The sequence below is a fragment of the bacterium (Candidatus Blackallbacteria) CG13_big_fil_rev_8_21_14_2_50_49_14 genome, assembly GCA_002783405.1.
GTDB lineage: Bacteria > Cyanobacteriota > Sericytochromatia > UBA7694 > UBA7694.
Genome location: PFGG01000004.1, coordinates 1 through 21,163, shown reverse-complemented (window position 1 = coordinate 21,163; position 21,163 = coordinate 1). Strand labels below are relative to the sequence as shown.

Genomic DNA, 21,163 nt, shown 5'->3' with positions numbered 1-21,163 from the left:
AATAAATATTTTACTATCTAAAATAGATTAGCACAGTGGACGGGTCCTGTGAGTAGATTCAAATTGAAATTGCATGAAAATTCGCAAGAAAGTGGTTTTCTTCGCGCTTAGAAATTGAATCTCGTAGGCCTCAGGAATTAGGAAACGGTTAAGATAAGATTAGAAGCAAAAAGCTCGTAATGAGGAAATCTAATGATGAGCGAAAAAAGTAATTGACGTTGAACACATATTGCTCTGTCGCAGCCAAAATCGCAGGTGTGGTCAGTTCCTGGCTGAGGGTCTGGATCTGCGTCAAGCGTTGTTCGGTTTCAGTTTGCCAGTCTTTTAAACTGCTGGGGAATACTCTTCAATAAGCCACAAGACTTTATCAAGGCATATCAGGCTCTGGCCCCCAAAGCTTACCAGCTTTACCTGCTGCATGTATGGCCTCCATGATGGTTTCCCCGATAGAGATCCATTGTTGAGCTGTTTCTCGGGTAATTTCAAAGCGTTTAAAACTGTAGTTTTGCATAAAGACTTCAAATTTTTGCTTATAATCATCATCAAACTCATCTGGTTCGAACAGTTCAGCAAGCTCAAGATAAATTTTACCTTCATGGTGATAGAGCCAATCATTATTACCTAAAAAATTAAGTAATTCATTACTCATTGACGGTTGAAGATATTTATCATAAACCTCTTGAAATGGAGAATTTCGAAAAGGAGAATCATCATCTGGTTCAAAAAACCATTTCAGATCTTGAAAATATCCCACTCCTTTTTCAAACATTTCCGGTTTGATCGGATCTTTACCAGAAAGAGCACGAGTCAATGCATTTACCATGTGATACATAGCCCAATCTAGATGATCATAATAAAAAATTTTCCATTTTTTTTGGGGAGTGATCAAAAACCCCTCAGTATTCATCCATCTATAGATATTTGATAGAGGATCATCCAGTACAAACTCAAGGTAATTACACGAATCAATATTAAATCTAAGAAAATTTTGATTTAGCTCCAAATCTCCCAAACTCATATATTCAACAATTATCCTTTACTATTGTTGGCTTTTTTCCTTTTTTCTTAAAGCCTACATAGCCATTTTTTATCAAAATATTTTTCATTTTCTGCTCCAACGTCTCCCATTCTCTTACATGCCCATGTCACCGAGCTGCTTGACCAGGGAAAGCATTTTGATCTCTATCCAACACAACAAATTCACCAGCCCCAATCCCAATTCTTCTTTCCCGACCAGGATCATTAATACCAGAATAATACAGAGAATTTGCTAAAGCCGCTTGGCCATTATCAGGTTCTTTACTTTTGACGGGATCTCCTGGATATCGGGGATGATATCCTGCTGGCTCATAAATCCCTAAAGGGGTGCTTAAATTACAGGGATGAGTTTTTGGAGCGGTTTCAAAAGCACAAGCCTTTTTTTGAAACAAATGAAAAGCCAATTGAATATCAGCCTGCCACTTATCAAATATTTCATCATGGGCGCGTGCAATCAAAGCGCTCATCTCTTGAACAAGCTCATAACCCAGAGAACCGAGAAGGGGCTCATATCTATAAGCCAATTCATTTAATCGTTCTTTTTCAAACCCCAATCGGGATAAGGGAGAAGAAAATTATTTTGCACCAGCGTGAAATCTAACAATAGCCGAATTAAGGGCATCCACCATTAAGGGATACACCATCGCTTTGATTTCCATAGGGAAATATGCATCAATAAATAGAAAGTTTAATCCAAGAACACTTACAAATACATAGGTTTCTTCTGATTGTTCATTAAACTGAGAGCGAACCAAAACATTCACATTCGAAAACATCTTTAATTTATTAGAAAAATACGTGGTTGATTCAGAAACAGCATAAATCTGCTGTAATTCTGGGTCATTTGAAAAACGATCGTAAACTAAAAAATCTTCAATAAGACAATATCCCTTTATTACATCATCTTTCACAAAATAGATTGCCTTGGGTGAATTAAATTTCAAATCTTCAATAACCCATAAATAACTTCGATTATTGATTTTTATCTTTCTTTTTTGATAATCTTTAAAAGATCCACCCATATAAATTTCAACACTTTTGATAGGCTGTTTCAGTCCTCTTGGAAAAATTGCTCTGTTGGTCAAAAGATCTGTAACAGATGAGTCTGGATTTGTTTTTCCCAGAATCCGATCAAATGCAACTGGCTCAGCCAAAACAGAAATACTCAAAGAGCTAAACAAAGATATAAAAACAGATAAAATAAGGATTTTTTTGACTACTTTGCGAATTATTAATAACATTTTATCTCACTCCAATTGCCTTTCTTATCAGAAGATTTAGTCAATTCTAATGCAGTTACAAAACTTCGAAGCCCCACTGTAAATTCAATTATTAAAACCAAACTTTCACCTTCAGAAATTTGACTTTGCACAGAATTGAGATTTGCTGATATTACAGCTACTTGGGCAGTATCATCCGTTATTAAATCTGAAAATAGGTTTTTAAGTGTTGGGTATTTTTGAATATTAGGGCTAGAAAAATTATGACGATAGAACACATCTGTTAATAAATCATTTGCAAGGAAATCACTCATTATTTGATCTATATACTGAACTGGATTTTTATCTTTTACGGCTAAGTTACCTGAAGAAGTAATATTTACTAATTGCCCATTATTAAGTCGTTTCTGCTTCGCTTCAATACGTAAAGTACGCATAAAATCTAATTCAGGATCAAAACCTGCAGCAGAAGGAAACTTTCCTCTGTTTCGAATTATTATCTCAACATCATGAGTCGGAACGCTTTGATCACGGTCAAAATCATGAACCTTAGCTACTTCAAGAATAGTATTTTCACTTATAAAAGGTCCACTAAATGAGCAAGTTTTATTTTGTTTAATAGGTGAGTAAACAGGGCGTATTTTTCTGGACTTACAACTTGGATGGCAGTTTTTCTTTCCTGCTGCTAAAGTCTGAAAACCACCGCAATCGCACAGATCAGGAGTTGGCGTAGGCGTGGGAACAGGGGTTGGGGTAGGGATTGGCGTGGGCGAAGAGGTGGGAGTGGGGGTAGGCTGGGGATTCTGTTCAAAATTGACAGTAAAGGTCATATTCACAGAAGCACTACTTTGCCCGGTTACGCCACTGATATAAGCACAAGAATAGGGATTGCCTGGGTACTTTGCATTATAATATGCGTAATTCATTAACCCATTCAGACTGGCACTCAAAATTCCTTTTCCAGTAGTCGGATTGAGTGAGAATTGAGCCGTCACAGGCAGATCTGTTTCTCCTTGTCCCCAACCCGCGCCCTGACATGTTCCTTCTGCATTGGGATCTGACCAGTTATAGTATATGGGAGCATAGCCTGAGCGGGCACTTTCTAAACTGAAACTCAAACCATCGACACTCGTAAAGATCAATTCTGCAATTTTGACGGATTGAACAAAACTCACAGGGATTGAACCGCCTGAAAGATAACTGTTCAAAACCGCACTAATGCCAACTTTCACTTTAGTTGCAATCGTTTCTCCGTTATAGACACCTGTTTCAAGAACATTGAACCCATAACCATAGCTTGAGCCTGGTGCGGCTGAGCCGAAAGAAGCCAGACTAATACTTCCTGCCTGAGGCTGCCAGGAGGGAGCTGGCCAGGCCATCGAGGCACTCAACTCATCAACACAACCTGAAGTACAGCCTGAATCAATAGGAAGATTTTGAACGGCAAAACGTTTCTCAAAAATCTCACCCTGAAAACCTGGACTGTAATAAAACGTATCTTTGGGTAGTTTTAAATGATTTTGCTTGAATTGAGTTTGATTGCCACTTGGCGAACGGCCATTTAAAACAGGCGTCTGAGCTATACAAGAAAAAAGCAGTAGACTGGCCAGAACACTGGCCGTAAAGGGTTTAATCGCTTTGGTTAAGCGCAGAGCACGCCCAGAGGCGAGAGGCGAGAGGCGAGAGGCGAGAGGCGAGAGGCGAGAACGATTGTATTGCATAGGTCAGACTCCATCAAGGCATCAAGTAGGTTGCCGAATAGTTTAGCAAAAGATTTTAAAGATTGTGTCAACAAATTATTGTATTTGTAGAATTTTCTTTATACATTTGTCATACATAAATCATGCAGATCAAAGTCTAAAAGCCGCAAACAAAATCAAGAACTAACTCACCCTATTTCTTTACAATAAAAGTATTTACTCAAAATACTGTCTAAATTCTTTAGAATTTTTAACAATAAATGCTTCTTTCAAAATAATCTGCTGAAGAATATTCCTTTATAAACTTAAATTCGCACTTGAAACAAGAACCCCTGCCTGTCGTAAGCGCTATACCCACAAAACCCCAACTAATTCCAGGCTTCATCCTGGGGCGCAGCGGGCACCTGCAATGAAGCCGTTCACCCAAAGGGCATAAACCAAGATGGAACAAACGGCGGAATGAAAAAAGCATGTGACGCACACGATGTGCGCCACATGCGGCCCGCCAGACCCAAGGGTGAGTCAGGAAACACCTTTCAAAAATCCCTCTCAGAGCAGGGTTATGCCCTCCCACAGTTGCCATTGCCGCAGCAGCAAGGCAAAATACCAGAAGCAGCGATAGAAAAGGAACCCTCCATGAGCACCCAACCCTTAACCCAACGCCCCGCCTGGCTGGCCCTGCAAAAACATTACAGCGAAATTCAGGGGCTGCATCTGCGCCAACTCTTCGCTGACGACCCCCAACGGGTAGAAAAACTTTCGCTGGATGCCTTGGGCATTTATTTTGACTATTCCAAACACCGGGTGACCGCCGAAACCCTCAGCCTGCTGGTACAACTGGCAGAAGAATCCGGGCTCAAAGAAAAAATTGAGGCCATGTTTCAAGGCCAACGCATCAATCACACAGAGAACCGCGCGGTCTTGCACGTGGCCCTGCGCACCCCTGCCGACCAAGAGCTGCTCTATGAAGGGCAGAATGTCGTACCCGAAGTACAGGCCGTACTCGCCAAAATGAAAAACTTCAGCGAAAAAGTACGCAGTGGCACATGGACCGGCTATACCGGCAAACCCATTCGCACGGTGGTCAATATTGGCATTGGCGGCTCAGATTTGGGGCCTGTTATGGCCTATGAAGCCTTAAAGCACTACAGCCAGCGTAATTTAAACTTCCGCTTTGTTTCCAATATCGACGGCACAGATTTTGCTGAAGCCAGCCAGGATCTCGACCCCGAAGAAACCCTGTTTATTATTTCCTCCAAGACCTTTACCACGCTAGAAACCATGACCAACGCCCACACAGCCCGCGATTGGGTCTTGAACAAACTGCAGGATTCAGCCGCCATCGCCCGTCATTTTGTCGCGGTATCAACCAATGCCGGAGCCGTTCAGAAATTTGGGATTGATACCGCCAATATGTTTGAATTCTGGGATTGGGTCGGAGGCCGCTATTCAATGGATTCAGCGATTGGACTGGCCACGATGATCGCAATTGGTGCAGAGAATTTTCAAGATTTACTGGCGGGTTTTCATGAAATGGATCAGCATTTCCGCAATGCGCCCTTTGCCGAGAATATGCCCGTGCTGATGAGCCTGCTCAACCTTTGGTACAATAATTTCTTTGGGACCGAAACCACTGCGGTTTTGCCCTATGAACAATACCTCAAGCGCTTCCCCGCCTATTTGCAGCAATTGACGATGGAAAGCAATGGCAAACGGGTCACCGCCGAAGGCCAGCCCGTGGATTACCAAACCGGGGGAATCTATTGGGGCGAACCAGGCACCAATGGTCAGCATTCCTTTTACCAGATGATTCACCAGGGCACCAAGCTGATTCCCTGTGATTTTATTGGCTTTGTCAAATCGCTCAACCCAATCGGCCCCCACCATACGCAATTGATGGCCAATATGTTCGCCCAGGCCGAGGCCCTGGCTTTTGGCAAAACCGCCGAAGAAGTACGTGCCGAAGGAACCGCCGAATGGCTGGTGCCACACCGTGTGTTTGAAGGCAACCGCCCCTCCACAACCCTCTTGCTGGAAAAGCTGACCCCCATGGCCTTGGGCCACCTGATTGCACTCTACGAACACAGTGTCTTTGTGCAAGGTATTATTTGGGGCATTGATTCCTTTGACCAATGGGGCGTGGAATTGGGCAAGGCCTTGGCAGTGAAAATTATTCCAGAATTAGAAAACAGCTCGGAAATTGAATTGCGGCATGACCCCTCTACCAATGCCCTGATTCAGCGCTTTAAAAAAGTATAATGCCCAAAATACTGTTCTGGCTGCGGTTCATGCTCTCGGGTGGGTTATGTGCCTTATTCCTGGTGGGATTCTCTTCCTGTGCCGCAGTCTTTGTCTGGTTGAGCCAGGAAAACGTATCCTGGGACTATCTTCAGACCAAAACCTCAGGAATCAAATTAAAGCCCGCCTTGATCAGTCCACAAGAAATTCAAATCCCACTTGAAGTGATTCCCACCTTTGACTCTGCCCTCTGTTTCTCAGAGGTCACAGGGCAAGTGGTGAAAAACCGTATTTTGATCCACTTAAAAAAAGGGCTTTGCCCCGAAACGCCACCTGCCCCTCTGTTTCTCAAAATAAAACGCCTACAGGCCGGAAATTATGAAATCCGCTACCTTGATGATTCTGGAGTTCAATCCCCCATCCTCGGTCAAGTGGAAGTGCCCTAGCATTCAAAAGAGATTCTAACCCCAGATATAATGGGGAACAAAACGTGAAGCATTGGTGGTGATCGGGCCCAAATCCTCACGAATGCCGATGCCAGCGGCCTCGCCGCGAATCACCCAGGAACCCAGAACTGCACTCCAGCCATCAAAGACAGGCAGAGGGTGGTAGGCCTGAAGAATATAGCCTTCTGCGCCATACTCGCCCCCCAGCTCAATCAGATCGCCTTCCTGGTAAAGGGTAATATTGGCCCCTTCACGGCTGAACAGCGGCTTTTTCACATAACGCGAACCCAATTTCAGGCCCGCTTGCGGATCATCCGCAAAATAGGCAGGAAGCAGATTGGGATGGTCGGGATACATTTCCCAGAGCAGAGGCAAAATGCCCTTGTTTGAAAGCAGCATTTTCCAGGGCGGTTCAATCCAACGCACCCCGGCATAGGGCAAGGCCTTACCAAATTCTTCGCGCACCATCATCTCCCAGGGATAAAGCTTGAAGATCGCTTCAATCACCTCATCCTGTAAATCGGTAAGACGGCCCGCACTGTCAATGCCAATCTCGGTCATATCCATAAAACGGGTCGGAAACCCGACCTGCTGAAACAGGCCTTCGAGATAGCGAATGGTGCCGCTGTCTTCATCACTCTCGGTGATACCTGCAAAATGCACAAGGCTGTCGAGCCCCATTTCGGGAATGCCGGCCAGCAGCTTTTCTTCAATCGAATTGAACTGATCGGAATCAATCGGTAAAAGTCCCTGAGAGAGCAGGTCTTCAAGCCAAATCCATTGAAAGACCGCCGATTCATACAGTGAAGTGGGCGTATCTGCATTGAACTCCAGCATCTTGGCCGGACCTGCGCCATTGTAGCTCAGGTCAAAACGGCCATAGAGCGTGGGTTCGTCTCTGTCCCAACTGTGCCGAATCCAATCACGGCAATAGGCTGGGATCGCCAGTTTATCCAACCACTCATCACGTTTGAGCGCCTCGTCCACCAGCTCATAGCACATGTCCACCAATTCATTGGTGGGGGCTTCCAAATCCTGTTCGACTTGGGCCATGCTGAAACAATAGGCCCGCCCCTCATGCCAATAGGGCTCCCCATCAATGGTATGAAAGGTAAAGCCTGTTTCATCAGCCAGTTCCAGGGCATAGGGCCGGGGCTGAAACTCCCGGGCTTCCATCAGCTGGAAATGCTGGAGCGGGACATGGCCCCAAAACCACCGCGGCGCAAAGTGGTGGTACTGCGTGTGGGTCGGCTGGTGACAATCGAACGGGAGATTTTCTGACGGCCCACCGTGGTGGCGACAGGCATGCCCCGGTTGGTCATAAAGGCCCCATAACTGCCATTGGTATAAGGGCGGTAAAGGGGTTGAGACATCGACTGGCCAATCATAATCCCCGCCATCATCGGCATAAAGGAATGGTGGTGATGTACCACTGTGGTATGGCTGAGATCGGAGCCGCCACCTGTATCGGCGCTGGCGACCTCGCCGCCACCGGGCTCTTCACAGCGGCCCACGCCAAACTCGGCTTCGCAATCTGCTAAAGAGTCAAATTTAGGTGCCACATCCTTGTGCTCAACCTTGGCCTGTTCATAGAGCTGCTGGCACTGTACCTGGTTGTACTGGCCAGTTTGTACGCACTGTTCAATCGATTCAAAAACCGAGGCATCTTCTTTTTTTTCGCCACAGGCTGTCATCAAGGTCAAAGACATGACCGATCCAATAATCGCGGGGGTGACCCGACGGGAACGCTTCAGCATGAAGTCCATCCTTTTTCTAGCATAATGCAGAGTTTTATCAGCCTCAGTAAAAGACTGAGAGCCCATCCACAGCACTATTTTAACGCTTTCAAAGCCCAATGACCAGACGCGGTTTTATTCAATCAATTGCAAACGCTCTTGACCACTGTAGAGATTAAAGCCTTCTTCACGCAGAAACCCTATCAAGGTTTGCCCATAGCTTTGCGCCAATTCCAAAGCCAAGCTGGAAGGCGCACCGACCGAAACCACAATCGGCAAAGAAGCCTGTAAAGATTTTTGAATCAGCTCAAAGCCAGCCCGCCCACTGAGAAAGAGGATCTGCTCGCGCAGGGGCACCTGCCCTGCAATCAGGGCGGCACCGATGAGTTTATCCACGGCATTGTGGCGCCCGATATCCTCCTGAAGACTGAGCAATTCACCAGAAAGATTAAAAAGTGCGGCAGCATGCACGCCTCCACTGCGTTCGAATAAGGCCTGCAAGGGGCGAGCCTGAAGCGGAAGATTCAGAATCAGTTCAGGCTGTACAGCAGGAAAATCCGAAGTAAAATCTGGCTTGAGATGCTGTTGCAACTGCTCTATCTCTCGCTTGCCACACAGCCCGCAGCCGCCATGGCTCACGCTGCTGCGTTCCATTCGGCTTAAATCTGGAAGCAGTCCCGGTTGAAGCCGAATCTGCAAAATATTGTACTGCTGTTCGAGCTTGTTTTTTCCCAGACAGTAGGTCATTTTGACAACATCTTGGGCCGATTGAATCAGCCCTTCACTGAAAAGCCAACCCAAAGCCAATTCATAATCTGCGCCAGGGGTACGCAGGGTGGTGATCAAAGAACGGGTTTGGGCCTGTTCAGGTGGGCCCCAGCTCAAGCGCAGTTCAAGGGGTTCTTCTACGGCAAGTGAATCCGGTCGTGAACGCGAGAATTTTCCCGCTTGCCAGCGCAGCACAGCGGTCTTTCGCAAGGCACCTCTGGGCTTCATTTCTGAGGCAGGGGTTCAGTAAAAACATGGGTCAGGCACTGCTTGAGTGCTTCGGGTGTGATCAGATTCGGCATAAAACCCTCGCGTTTTTTCTCTCTCACTTGTTCAGCATGCTGCGCTTGCCCGTTCAAAAGCAAAGGCCAAGCCTTATCCCTTGGCAAGCGAGGTTTCAATCCTTACCAGCACGTTATAATCGGGCACCCCCGCCGGCCCCGAGCGCCGATCGGGCGGCAAGAGCACATTGCCCTCTGGCCAATGAACCTGCAAATTGCCAGGAATAATCGGCGCGATTTTGGCAAAGGCTTGCAAATGCCCAAATTCAGACAGCAGTGTGAGCGGGGCTCCCTCTGTCAGCCCCAAGGCCTGACAATCTGAGGCCGAAATCAGGATATCCAAACGGGCCGCCCCCGTCAGCGGGTCGACAGGTTTTTGCACCATGCTGTTAAACTGTTTGCCCCGGCGTGTGCTCAAGCGGAAAAAACCTGGGGGTAAATCGGCCTCTGGCGGGGTTAAACAGGCAAAAGTGGCTTTGCCATCGGGGGTGCGAAAGCGCTCACGGCAGAGCAGACGCCCGCCCCATTGCAGTGCTTCACCGGCCTGCTTGAGCAGCTCTATGCCCTTATAATCGGGGCAGGTACGGGCAATCTCTGCCCGAATCGAAGCAGTATCGGCAAAGTCAATCAAATGGGCCTGCTCAGGGCGCACCCGCTTGGCCAAATCCACAAGCACCTCCCATTCGGTACGGGCCAGCGCGACCCGAGGCCCTGGTATTTCAGGGCTGAAAATCACCTGGCGTTCGGTGCTGGTTTCTGTGCCCCCGCCCCGCATTTCATAGCGCGTGGTGGCAGGCAGCAACAGGGTCATTTCGCCACTATCGACCAACATTTGCGAACTCAGGCAAATATCCTGGTGCACGCGAATCGGCAGACGGTCCAAAGCTTCTTCTACCCAAGCGGGGTCGGGCAAGGTTTCTAAGAAATTGCCTCCAATACACCACAGCAAATCCAATTCGCGGCGATGGGCAGCATCGAGCATATTGCCCGCCATTAAACCCGACCAAACGGGTATTTCAAAGCCCCAATAACGCGAGAGGGTTTCTGCATTTTCAGAGTTCAGCGGCTTGCCCCCCGGCAAATGTCCCGGCAGACAGCCCATCTCTCCCCCGCCCTGCACACCGCTGTGACCGCGAATCGGCATTAAGCCACAGTGTTCACGCCCGACAAAGCCTCGCGCCAGGGCCAGGTTAATAATCGCCTGAACATTTTCCACCCCGTGGGTATGTTGGGTAATGCCCATGCTCCAGACAAATACTGCCGATTTGGCCCCTGCCAGCATGTTTGCCAAGCGCTCCATTTCGGCTTGGGAACTGCCGGAATGTTTTTCTAAATCCTGCCAGACCTGGGTTTCAAGGTGCTGGCGAAGTTCAGCATACCCCGTGGTGCGTGCGGCAATAAAATCATGATCGACGGCACCGAGGGCAATCAAGGCCTTGAGTACCCCATTGAGAAAGGCCAAATCGCCGCCAGTCTGCACCTGAAAGAAGGTGTCCATCAGCTTGGTGCCAAACATGGCGCTTTCGGGCACAGAAGGCACCCAATAGCGCACCAGGCCAGGCTCTTGATAGGGATTCACGACCACAATTTTGGTTCCTGCCTGCTTGGCATGGTACATATACTTTGTGGTCACGGGTTGATTATTGGCCACATTGCTGCCAATCAGAATCAAGAGATCCGTGCCGATCCAATCCCGATAGGAACAAGTGGAGGCCCCTTCTCCAATGGCCTGCTTGAGCGCCACCGAACTGGGTGAATGGCAGATTCGGGCTGCGTTGTCGATATGGTTTGTGCCTAAAAAGCGAGCCACCTTTTGCGCCACATAATAGTTTTCATTGAGAATGCCGCGCGAAGTCAGAAAAAAGGCCAGACGCCGGGGATCCAGGCCGCGAATTTTACGGGCCAATAAGTCCAGGGCAAAATCCCAGGAGATGGGTTTAAAGCCCTGCTCCCCCCGAAAACGCAGAGCGGGCGTCGAAAGCCGGCCCAAATCACGCAATTCCTTGCTGGTTTTGTGCTTCAGCGCTGAAATATCCGCCAAGAGAGTGGGGTCAAGTGCAGGCATGGTATTCAGGCGCAGCAGATTGAGGCGCACTGTGCACAGGTGCAAGCCCTTGAGGGTAAAGTCTTTCATGCCGGTTGTGCCCAAGGCACAGCCATCGCAGACACCTTTGTTGAGAATCCGCCAGGCATAACTCAATTGATCGCGGTTCTGCCAGGTAATCTGCAGGGTTTCGAGTAAATGATGGGGTTTGATTTCACCCAGCCCCTGGGGAGACAAGCCAGCCCAGTGACGGGGGTTCAGATGCCAGGCCATCAACTTAATACGTGGAGGGCATTTCGGGCAAACCGATAATTTTTTGCAAGGTATCTGCCAAGGTAATACTCAGGCGCAGATAAAGGGGGCTGATTTCAGTTTCTTCACGCGCCAATTCGGCAAAAGCCCGCTGGTAATGACGTGCTGTTTTGTAAATCTGCAAAAGGGTTTCCTGATCGCAGCTTTCTTCTAATAAAGGCATGACTTCGAGGGTAAAACGGTGATAATTCTCAGCATAAAGTTCTAATTGTTCCCAAACCAATACCTGACCCTCCCCCCGCATTTTTGTGCCTTGATTATAACAGAAATTTGTGATTTTTAACCATTTCAAGAGCAAAACTCTGTTTTTATTAATCAAAATTTAACTTTAAACCGCTGATAGGCCCCTGATTTTTTCAAGCGGGTTTGAGTTCGTAAAGGCGCACCACATCACGTCCCCAGGAAAAAAAGGTTTCAAATGCATGTTTGAGTTCCAAGCGGGGATCATCCAAAGCATGGGTCAAAACCAGCAAACGGGTACCGGGTTTACACTCCCTGAAAAATTTTTCAAGGATCGCGGCCCGCACCGCTTCAGGGAAACAGGTCCAAGCCGCGTAAAACAGCGAGGCCCGTGAAAAATTGAAATGCATAAAATCCAGGTTGAGAAATTGCAAGCCCTCAAAATGAAGTGAGGACGGCGGCTCGGAAAGTTCCTGCATCATTTCTTTGGCATTGAGCACAAAGGTATTTAAAGCTTCTATGCCAATCGCCTGAACCCCAAAAACCTGCTGCATGAAAAAACAGAAATGGCCTGTGCCACAACCCAACTCTACAAAAACTTCATCGGGGCGAATCTCGATTTCCTGGCTCAAACGCAACAGAGCGACCCAAGGGGTGGCGCCATAAATATAGCGTTCATCCTGGGCAATTTTGCGTTGAATTCGTTCCATTAGCGAGAGGTCATGGGCCCCATATTCCACACGGATATAGCGCCGCTCAAAGGCCTCCATCACGGGCCGGAGTTGGGGATAGGCCGCCAGAACCTGCTTTTTTTGCCGGTTGAAGATAAAGGGGCGGGTCCATTGGTCGGTTTTACGGTAGACAAAGCCAATCAGGCGGTGCAGGTTCACAAGCAAAAGCCTCCGCCTGCATTATAACAGGGGAGGCAAAGTCTCCAAGCAAGCCCGAAGCAAATAAAAAATCCTGAAGGATGAAAAAACCTATTCAACCTGGCGCAGAGAGGCTTTCATGGCTTCAATCATATCGCGCAAAGCGTCTTTTCCTTCACCGGGCACCGAGCCAATAATGACAGGGGGCGTATCGACAGCAGGGCCCTCAGGCCGTTGAATACCGCCCCCTTGGGGGCCACCCAAAACTTCCCCATTGGGGGCCGTCTGGGTTAAATAATTCAGAAAGGGAGCACCGGCTTGAACATTTTCAGGCTGAATCTGAAGTGAATCAATCGCTTTGACATCGCTGCCAAGGGTTAAGGTATCGGGCAAACCCGGCAGTTCTGCAGGGACAGCAGGTTTCGAGGCACCCGAGGCAGGAACAGAGCCGCTCTCTGTGCGAGGTTTCTCCGCACCAGCAAGCGGCGAAGTAGATGGAGTACTGTTAAAGGGATTGATACTATTAAATTTTGGAAAATTTAGCATTGTAAAATTAAGGTCTCCTTCAGGATGCAAGACATTTTTGTAAGAGTCCCGCTTCGGGCAAATGGGGGCTGAGTTTACGGGCGGCATTCAAATAACGGCGAGTACGGGGCAAATCATTGAGAACAAAGAAAATATAACTCATGCACAAATAGGCATAAGGATTTTGGTTATTCAAAAGCAATGACTCATGCAGCAGATTGGCCGCTTGCTTGAGCAAAGATTTCTGAATTCCCTGTTTGCGCTGAAAATCAGCTAAAATCAGCAAAGCCTTTTGATACAGCTCTGCTGAACGGCGTTGACGTTCTTCGTCACGCACTCCGACTTCCTGTCGGGCTGAGGCCAAGGCCTGAAAGTCCAGCATGTGATTACTCCCTCACGCGTCATACTTCAGTTATACCCAAGTCAATCTTTTTTTATGCGGGCTACACGATCTTTTATTGGGGATTTTTAGAGGAAGCGCTGCCTGCCGCTTTGCTTTCTTCCTGCCAGCCCAAAAGCAGGGCACAAATTGCAGCAATTTCAGCCACATCATGGTGGTTGATCTTGGTATCTTCGCCACTGCCTGAAATACAGGTTTCCAATAAAAGTGCTCTTTTTTTCTGTCTTTCTGCCACTTCATCCGGGAACATCAGACGGGTCATGGCCAAAGCTGTGCGCTGCCGATCCTCAGGTTTGGCGAGCATCCAGCCTCCCAGTTTCTCATGGTTCAGCAAGCGCCCAGGGGGGGTAATTTTTTCAGGCAAGGCAGAAGCTTGAGCTTTCAAGGGGCTGGCAGAGACCGCGACACGAGGCACCGCCTCTAGAAGCGTGGAGCTGACCCAACCCGTGCCCTGTTCCAGTTTCAGTTCGATCCAATGATGGCCTTGCTGATCTGCGGTTTGACCTGTCGCAGGATAGCTTGCTCCCTGTTTGACACGAGCCAAGACCTCGCCCTGTAGAGAAGGCGTCGAACGGATATTCACCAATCCTTCTTTGATGCGCCACAACTCTGGAGCAGGGGATGGAACCGCTGTCAGCAAAGCCGCAGCATCTGCAACCACAGGACTTTCAGAAACACTGGGTGAAGCAGAGGCACTGGCAAGAGGCAAAGGCTCAACCGCCTGCCAGGGGCGAAAAACAGCCAGATAGCCCAAGATCAAGACGCCCAAGGCAGAAACAGAAATAATCAGCCAGGGCCGATTCAAGGCTGATTGCAGCGGGGAGAGAGGAAAACGTTTCCAAAAACTTTCTTCGGGGGTTTCGCTGGGTTGAATCTGTTCTGGGGCTTCTGAGGTCAAGGCACAGCCACAACCGGCACAGAATTGATCACCCGGTAAAACCACACGCTGACACTGAGGACATGAATAGATTTCAGACACGAAAAGCCACCTTTCCAATTCAGGGAGTTTAACAGCCTCGGCCCCTCTTGTACAATGGTTTTGCGTACAATTTCAAGCCAATTTCGCTATACTGGGAAAGAAGTCCACCGAAAGGGAATCCGCCATGACAGCTCTCAGCGAGAACCTCGATCTGCCCGCCCTTTTTCCCCGGCATGAATTCAGCGCCTGGCAAGCCCTGGTCGAAAAAGAACTCAAAGGTCTGGCCTTTGAAAAACTGCATAAAAAAACCTATGAAGATCTGACGATCAAGCCAATCTACCGGGCCGCAGATCTCCCCCCCCAACTTGAACAGACCCCCGCCAGTGGCCTGCACCGCCGAGGTGAGCGGGCTGCCGGCTATCTGCTGCAGCCTTGGTGGGTCTGCCAGGAAATTCCTCACCCCAGCCCTGAAACCTGGAACGCTTCTGCCCGTGAAGATTTGCCCCAAGGGCTGGATGCCCTCTGGCTGGAAATCAGCCCGAATGCGACACGCCCCAGCCTGGTACTTGAAGAACTCAGCGACCTGCAAACCGCCTTTCGCGATTTGCCCATCGCGCAAACCCCACTGTTTGTGCGCAGCCAAGCACCTGCGCTGGCAAATTTAAGTCTGTTTCTGGGCTATTGGGAAGCAGAAGGCATAGAGCCCCAAAGCTTACGCGGCGGCCTGCTCGAAGACCCGCTCGCCGATTGGGCAGCCCAAGGCCAGCTGAGTGCCCCCCTGAGCAGCATTCTCGATCGCAGCGCCTGGGGCATACGGGAACTGATGCAAACCGCCCCGCAACTCAAAAGTCTGGCTCTCGATGGCCGGGTCTGGCACCGCGCAGGCGCCTCCGCCAGCCAGGAGTTGGCCTGCCTGATCGGCAGTGCCGTGACCTATCTGCGCGAGATGGATCAGCGTGGTATTTCCCCTGAAAGCCTGGTTCCCCACCTGCACTGGACCCTTGAAACGGGCTCGGACTTCTTAATCGAACTGGCCAAAATCCGGGCGCTGCGTCTGCTTTGGCAGCGGGTTTTACAGGCCTATGGCCTGAGTGGTCAGCTCTGGCTGCACGCCAGCAGCTCACAGCTCAGCCTGAGCAAAACAGATCCGTATGTCAATATGCTGCGCGTAACCAGCCAGGCCTTCTGCGCCGTTTTGGGCGGTGTTAACAGTTTATCCACCGCCTGCTTCAACGCGCCCCTGGGCCTGCCCGATAGCTTTGCCCGCCGCCAGGCCCGCAATCTGCAGTTGATTCTGCGTGAAGAAAGCAATCTGGCCCGCCTGATCGATCCCGCAGGGGGAGCCTATGCCCTGGAAAGCCTGAGTACAGAACTGGCCGAAAAGGCCTGGGGCCTGTTCCAAACCCTGGAGCAAAAAGGCGGTCTGATGCCAGCCTTGGCCACAGGCCTGCCCCAAAGCTGGATCGCCGAAACCCGCAGCCAACGCCAGCAGGATTTTGCCAAACGCAAAAAAAGCCTAGTGGGGACCAGTCAATACGCCCCCCTGGCAACAGAAACAGAGCTGCATCTGCTGCCTGCGCCCCCCGAGCCTGGGCCGCGCCCCCCTCGGGCTCCGGCCTGGATGCCCGCTGGTTTTCAACCTGAGACCAAAGATTTCGCCCAAGCATTAAAACAATCGATTCGCAGGGGAGCCGATATCGCCACCCTCAGCAACGTGCTGATGCAGACTGAAACAGCTCAGGAGCCAGCAATTGAAGCCTTGCCCGTTTACCGTGCCGCAGCAGCTTTTGAAAAACTACGCGCCCGGGTTGAGGCCCTGCCCGAGCCCCCACAGATTCTGCTCTTGCCCTTCGGCCCGCTCAAAGCCTGGAAACCCCGTGCAGACTTCGCCCAAGGCTTTTTAGAGGTGGCTGGGTTGAAGGTGATTCTGGCCGAGGCCTTTGCCAGTGCCCAGGAAGCCGTTCAAGCCTGGAGCCAGGCCCCGGTTGCAGCGGCCGTCCTCTGTTCTGCTGATGCCGATTATCCCGAAATCGTACCCGCTGTTTTCGCGGCCTGTGTCGAAGCGGGATGGTCTCAGCCACTTCTGCTGGCAGGCTATCCCAAGGAGCAGGTGGCAGCCCACCAGGCCAGCGGAATTCGAGAATTTATTTATCTGGGCGCAGATTTACCCGCCACACTCAACGCGATTCTTGATCTTTTGGGGGTTCCCGCATGAGCCGCTTTCAACACCCTGATTTCACGCAAATACCCCTCTTTGGGGCCACAACCCCGTCTGAAGACTGGGCTGCACAGTTTCAGGCGGAAACGGGCCAAAGCCCCGCTGAAAAAACCTGGGAAACCCTCGAACAGATTCCCCTCAAGCCCCTCTATACCCAAGCCGATCTGCAAAATTGCCAGCATTTGGGCTATCTTTCCGGCCTGCCCCCCTATCTGCGCGGGCCCTATGGCTCGATGTATACCCTGCGGCCCTGGACCGTGCGCCAATATGCCGGTTTTTCCACCGCTGAAGAGAGCAATGCCTTTTACCGCCGCAATCTGGCCGCTGGCCAAAAAGGGCTTTCGGTCGCCTTTGACCTGGCCACCCACCGGGGTTACGATTCCGATCACCCCCGCGTGGTGGGCGATGTTGGCAAGGCGGGGGTCGCCATTGACAGCGTAGAGGATATGAAAATCCTCTTTGCTGAAATTCCCCTCGATCAGATGTCGGTTTCGATGACCATGAACGGGGCCGTGCTGCCGATCATGGCCTTTTATATCGTGGCGGCTGAAGAGCAGGGCGTGAGCCAGGAACAGCTCAGTGGCACGATTCAGAACGATATTTTGAAAGAATACATGGTACGCAATACCTATATCTATCCGCCCCAACCCTCGATGCGCATCATTGCGGACATTTTCAAACACACCTCTGAATATATGCCCAAATTCAACAGCATCAGCATTTCGGGCTACCATATGCAGGAAGCGGGAGCGACAGCCGATCTGGAGATGGCCTATACCCTGGCCGATGGGTTGGAATACGTGCGCACAGGCATCGCAGCCGGTATGCAGATTGATGCCTTTGCCCCCCGTCTCTCCTTTTTCTGGGCCCAGGGCATGAATACCTTTATGGAAATCGCCAAAATGCGCGCCGCCCGCGTGCTTTGGGCCAGTCTGCTCAAACCCTTTCAGCCGCAAAACCCCAAATCGCTGGCACTGCGCACCCATTCCCAGACTTCAGGCTGGACCCTGACAGAACAAGACCCCTTCAACAATGTCGTGCGCACCTGCATGGAGGCCCTGGCAGCAGCATTGGGGCATACCCAGTCGCTGCACACCAATTCCCTTGATGAGGCGATAGCCCTGCCCACCGATTTCTCAGCCCGGATTGCCCGCAATACCCAGCTCTATCTGCAGGAAGAAACCGGCATCTGCCGCGTGATTGATCCCCTGGGGGGCTCCTGGCTGCTTGAGCATTTGACAACTGCCCTGATTGAAAAAGGCTGGGAACATCTCAAAGAGGTAGAATCCTATGGCGGCATGACCCGCGCCCTGGAAGAGGGCATTCCCAAAATGCGGATTGAAGAAGCCGCCGCCCGTCGCCAGGCCCGGATAGACTCCGGTCAGGAAACGATTGTCGGCGTGAACCGTTGGCGTCTGGAAAAAGAAGCCAGCCTCGCGATTCTGGAAGTAGACAATAGCGCCGTACGCGAAGCCCAGCTTCAACGCCTGGCCCAGGTCAAAGCAAACCGGGATCCCGCACGGGTGGAAAACTGTTTGGCAGCCTTAACCCAAAGTGCCGAAACAGGCCAGGGCAATCTGCTCGCCCTGGCAGTTGAAGCCGCCCGCGCCCGCGCCACCCTGGGCGAAATTTCAGAGGCCCTGGAAAAGGTCTGGGGCCGTTTTCAGGCCCGCAACCGCCTGATTTCAGGGGTTTATGGCAAGGAATACGCCCAGGAAGGCAATGCCAGCGTGGCCTCGGTACGTGCCCTCACCCAGGCCTTTGCCGCCGGCGAAGGCAGGCAACCTCGGATTCTGGTGGCCAAACTGGGGCAGGATGGCCACGACCGGGGCGCCAAAGTCATCGCCACAGCCTATGCCGATATGGGCTTTGATGTGGATGTCGGCCCCCTCTTTCAAACGCCCGAAGAAACCGCCCGTCAGGCTGTGGACAATGATGTGCATGTGGTGGGCATGAGTTCGCTGGCCGGCGGACACAAAACCCTGCTGCCCCAATTGATCGCCGAACTTGAAAAATTGGGCCGGGATGATATTATCGTGGTATGTGGGGGCGTGATACCCGCTCAGGACTATGCCACGCTGTATGAACAGGGAGCAGCGGCTATTTTTGGCCCGGGCACCTCGATTCCTGAAGCCGCCGCCCAGATGATGGAAATTATTCAGGCCCGTTTTGGGCCCACAGAGGAAGAAGCATGAGTCAGCCTATTTTTCAACAGCTTCAGCATGGGCAGGAGCTGAGCTTTAATGAAGTTCAACGCCTGATCGGCCAATTGGGTTTTCGTCAGGTCAGCCTCAGCCGCCTGCATTTTATTTATGCCCACGACAAGGTGCGTGAACTGCTCAGCCTGCAAAATGCCGATGGCAAGGTCAAGTCCTGGCAACTTCGCCAGATTCTCTATCTGGTGCAAAAATACCAGTTGGAGGAAGTATGAAAGCACAGCGCTATACGATTACGATTGTTTACAGTGAGGCCGACCACGGCTATATTGCCCAAGTGCCCGATTTGGCCTTTTGCTCGGCCTTTGGCAGCACCCCCCGCGAAGCACTGGATGAAGTCGAACGGGCCATGGCAGCCTGGCTGGAAGCCGCACGGGTCGAAGGCAAACCGATTCCAGAACCCCGACCTGCCAAAGCAGACTTCAGGGTAGATTAAGCGGATTAAAAGGCGCTATTTTCGTCGTCTTCTAATTTCAAACGCAAAGCCTCACGCCATTCCGGTGGTGGGGTTATCAGCTTGCGGGCTTTGAGGTCGAGAATCCCACCCGTCAGCTCCAGCTCAGAGGCCAAAGCCTGATCTTCAAGGCGGTGCATCTGCTGGCTGATTTGAAAGGTTTTCTTTTGAAAGCGATCCAGGCGGGTGGTAATGCGAATATGCTCACGGGCTTTGAGTTCTCGCAGATAGCGCACCTTGACCTCAAGAATCACAGGGCCAATCGCCGTGCGCTGAATCGTTTCGGTGCTGATATTGTAAACACTGAGCCAGTCCCAACGGGCCTGTTCATAGAGTTCGAGGTATTTGGCATGGTTGACATGGCCGAAGGTATCCAGCCAAGTTTCATAAATTAAGAATTCAACGGTATGCAGGGCTTCAGTCATCAAAGAATTGTACCACCGCTGGCGCAAAACGGCTGTCTTTACGGCCTGTCGCGATTTCAGAAAAAAGCGTGGCGTCACGGGTAAATTCTTCGAGCAGACTGTCCCAGCCCATGACCTGCTCCAGCACCTCGCCGCGGGCATTCTCACCCCAGACTTCGATATACGCAAGCCCCACCCCGGCTTGGGTTTTGTCTTCTTTTTGCCAGGCAATCTGAAAATCTTCAATCGCCATCTGCTGAATCTCGCTGCGGGCCGGGTCAACAATCGTGACCTGGTGCTGGGTTAGGCCCACAATCAGCACCGCATGGCGCATGCTGCCCATGCCGGGCAACTGAATCGAAGCAATCGGCGTGGCCCCCCGGTTCAGACTGCGCAAAAGCCCTTCCAACTGCGAGAGAAAACTATAGCCCCTTTGCACCCGTGATTTCAGCCCGGCCTGCTGGGCATAATCTGAAATCGCCTCCAGACTGAGCCCAACATCGTTGAGATGCTCAGCCCCTTCTGTGCGCAGGGCTTCGATCCGGGCATAACCCTCACGGGCAGACTGAACCAGACCGTATTTGCGCAGCAACATGGCCAGACAGGTCGGCGCACAGCCATTCTGGCGGGGTTGCACCAGCGTTTCCTGCACAGGGCTGGCAATCATATACGTCTTTTCAGGATCAAAACGGGCAGCCTGTTTCTTTTTCTGCGCTTGCTTTTTTTTCTTGCCTTGCTTGCCCTCTTTACCGCCCCGTTTTTCCTGAACCTTTTCACGGGCAAAATGCAAAATGGCCTGAATCGTCTCTTCGGGATCACCCTCTGAGCGATGAACCTGTCCATAGATCACCCCTGGCTCGGGGCTGTCCTGGCGATGCTTGCCCTGAACCCTGCCGGGTGCTTGGGTGGGTTGTGTCTGCTGAACGCGGTTGACTTGAACCATGGCTTTTCCTGGGCACGGATTTCAGCTCTTATTATACGTGCTGGCCGGGATTTTATTACAGGGTTTTGCGTTTTGCAGAGGGCTGGGCTAAACTTTACCCAGAAAAGGGGTCTCCTCGGGATTTTCAATGGAATTGAGTTTTTGGGGGGCATAGAGTCAACGACCCCGGCCTAAAGGCCAGAGCTTGTAACTAACCAAAGGAGATGTTCCCTTGAGTCGCTACAATAGGCTGGTTGACATACAGCCCTTTAA

Annotated in this window: 20 protein-coding genes and 1 pseudogene; 6 read left to right on the top strand and 15 right to left on the bottom strand. The window is 50.6% G+C overall.

Annotated elements, in window-relative coordinates; all coding sequences use genetic code 11:
* Nucleotides 1-367: 367 nt before the first annotated feature.
* From COW20_00230 to COW20_00215, 4 genes and pseudogenes are all read right to left on the bottom strand, one after another.
* The gene (locus COW20_00230; GenBank protein ID PIW51104.1) at nucleotides 368-907 is read right to left on the bottom strand and encodes a hypothetical protein; all 540 of its coding nucleotides are present in this window, start codon (nucleotides 905-907) and stop codon (nucleotides 368-370) included.
* Nucleotides 908-1,145: 238 nt separating this feature from the next.
* Entirely contained in the window at nucleotides 1,146-1,592 is a 447-nt protein-coding gene (locus tag COW20_00225) for a hypothetical protein (protein ID PIW51103.1), read from the bottom strand.
* A gap of 21 nt (nucleotides 1,593-1,613) precedes the next feature.
* On the bottom strand, nucleotides 1,614-2,279 hold the full coding sequence (locus COW20_00220; GenBank protein ID PIW51102.1) for a hypothetical protein: 666 nt from the start codon (nucleotides 2,277-2,279) through the stop codon (nucleotides 1,614-1,616).
* Nucleotides 2,280-2,974: 695 nt separating this feature from the next.
* Nucleotides 2,975-3,058: pseudogene (locus tag COW20_00215) on the bottom strand (PEP-CTERM sorting domain-containing protein).
* Between the two features lie 1,536 nt (nucleotides 3,059-4,594).
* On the opposite strand from COW20_00215, the gene COW20_00210 reads away from it, so the two are divergent.
* The gene (locus tag COW20_00210; GenBank protein ID PIW51140.1) at nucleotides 4,595-6,217 is read left to right on the top strand and encodes a glucose-6-phosphate isomerase; all 1,623 of its coding nucleotides are present in this window, start codon (nucleotides 4,595-4,597) and stop codon (nucleotides 6,215-6,217) included.
* Complete coding sequence (locus COW20_00205) at nucleotides 6,217-6,642, top strand: hypothetical protein (GenBank protein ID PIW51101.1); 426 nt, start codon at nucleotides 6,217-6,219, stop codon at nucleotides 6,640-6,642. The genes COW20_00210 and COW20_00205 overlap by 1 nt, the downstream gene beginning before the upstream one ends.
* A gap of 15 nt (nucleotides 6,643-6,657) precedes the next feature.
* On the opposite strand, the gene COW20_00200 is transcribed toward COW20_00205, so the two are convergent.
* The 9 genes from COW20_00200 to COW20_00160 form a co-directional block, all read right to left on the bottom strand.
* Nucleotides 6,658-7,818, bottom strand: coding sequence for a hypothetical protein (locus tag COW20_00200; protein PIW51100.1), 1,161 nt, complete (start codon nucleotides 7,816-7,818; stop codon nucleotides 6,658-6,660).
* Nucleotides 7,818-8,465 carry a hypothetical protein gene (locus COW20_00195; protein ID PIW51099.1) on the bottom strand — a complete coding sequence of 216 codons (648 nt, stop codon included), beginning with the start codon at nucleotides 8,463-8,465 and terminating at the stop codon, nucleotides 7,818-7,820. The genes COW20_00200 and COW20_00195 overlap by 1 nt, the downstream gene beginning before the upstream one ends.
* 48 nt (nucleotides 8,466-8,513) lie before the next feature.
* On the bottom strand, nucleotides 8,514-9,374 hold the full coding sequence (locus tag COW20_00190; protein PIW51098.1) for a formate dehydrogenase family accessory protein FdhD: 861 nt from the start codon (nucleotides 9,372-9,374) through the stop codon (nucleotides 8,514-8,516).
* A 147-nt stretch (nucleotides 9,375-9,521) separates the two neighbouring features.
* Nucleotides 9,522-11,744 (bottom strand): formate dehydrogenase, encoded by a 2,223-nt coding sequence (locus tag COW20_00185; protein PIW51097.1) that lies wholly within the window; start codon nucleotides 11,742-11,744, stop codon nucleotides 9,522-9,524.
* Nucleotides 11,745-11,748: 4 nt separating this feature from the next.
* Entirely contained in the window at nucleotides 11,749-12,102 is a 354-nt protein-coding gene (locus COW20_00180) for a hypothetical protein (protein PIW51096.1), read from the bottom strand.
* Between the two features lie 37 nt (nucleotides 12,103-12,139).
* Complete coding sequence (locus tag COW20_00175) at nucleotides 12,140-12,859, bottom strand: hypothetical protein (GenBank protein ID PIW51095.1); 720 nt, start codon at nucleotides 12,857-12,859, stop codon at nucleotides 12,140-12,142.
* A gap of 84 nt (nucleotides 12,860-12,943) precedes the next feature.
* Nucleotides 12,944-13,378, bottom strand: coding sequence for a hypothetical protein (locus tag COW20_00170; protein ID PIW51094.1), 435 nt, complete (start codon nucleotides 13,376-13,378; stop codon nucleotides 12,944-12,946).
* 19 nt (nucleotides 13,379-13,397) lie between these two features.
* Entirely contained in the window at nucleotides 13,398-13,739 is a 342-nt protein-coding gene (locus COW20_00165; GenBank protein PIW51093.1) for a hypothetical protein, read from the bottom strand.
* Between the two features lie 73 nt (nucleotides 13,740-13,812).
* A complete protein-coding gene (locus COW20_00160) occupies nucleotides 13,813-14,754 on the bottom strand; it encodes a hypothetical protein (GenBank protein PIW51092.1) in 942 nt (313 codons plus the stop codon).
* A gap of 106 nt (nucleotides 14,755-14,860) precedes the next feature.
* Here COW20_00160 and COW20_00155 point away from each other — a divergent pair, with 106 nt between their 5' ends.
* The 4 genes from COW20_00155 to COW20_00140 are packed head-to-tail and all read left to right on the top strand — an operon-like array spanning nucleotide 14,861 to nucleotide 19,546.
* Complete coding sequence (locus COW20_00155; GenBank protein ID PIW51091.1) at nucleotides 14,861-16,891, top strand: hypothetical protein; 2,031 nt, start codon at nucleotides 14,861-14,863, stop codon at nucleotides 16,889-16,891.
* Complete coding sequence (locus tag COW20_00150) at nucleotides 16,888-19,089, top strand: methylmalonyl-CoA mutase (protein ID PIW51090.1); 2,202 nt, start codon at nucleotides 16,888-16,890, stop codon at nucleotides 19,087-19,089. The genes COW20_00155 and COW20_00150 overlap by 4 nt, the downstream gene beginning before the upstream one ends.
* Complete coding sequence (locus tag COW20_00145; protein PIW51089.1) at nucleotides 19,086-19,325, top strand: hypothetical protein; 240 nt, start codon at nucleotides 19,086-19,088, stop codon at nucleotides 19,323-19,325. The genes COW20_00150 and COW20_00145 overlap by 4 nt, the downstream gene beginning before the upstream one ends.
* Nucleotides 19,322-19,546, top strand: a complete 225-nt coding sequence (locus COW20_00140) for a type II toxin-antitoxin system HicB family antitoxin (protein PIW51088.1) — start codon at nucleotides 19,322-19,324, stop codon at nucleotides 19,544-19,546. Before COW20_00145 ends, COW20_00140 begins: the two co-directional genes overlap by 4 nt.
* Nucleotides 19,547-19,551: 5 nt before the next feature.
* Here the strand turns inward: COW20_00140 and COW20_00135 are convergent, their stop codons facing one another.
* Nucleotides 19,552-20,130, bottom strand: coding sequence for an acyl-CoA thioesterase (locus COW20_00135; GenBank protein ID PIW51087.1), 579 nt, complete (start codon nucleotides 20,128-20,130; stop codon nucleotides 19,552-19,554).
* Nucleotides 19,982-20,911, bottom strand: coding sequence for a hypothetical protein (locus COW20_00130; protein PIW51086.1), 930 nt, complete (start codon nucleotides 20,909-20,911; stop codon nucleotides 19,982-19,984). The genes COW20_00135 and COW20_00130 overlap by 149 nt, the downstream gene beginning before the upstream one ends.
* Nucleotides 20,912-21,163 lie beyond the last annotated feature (252 nt).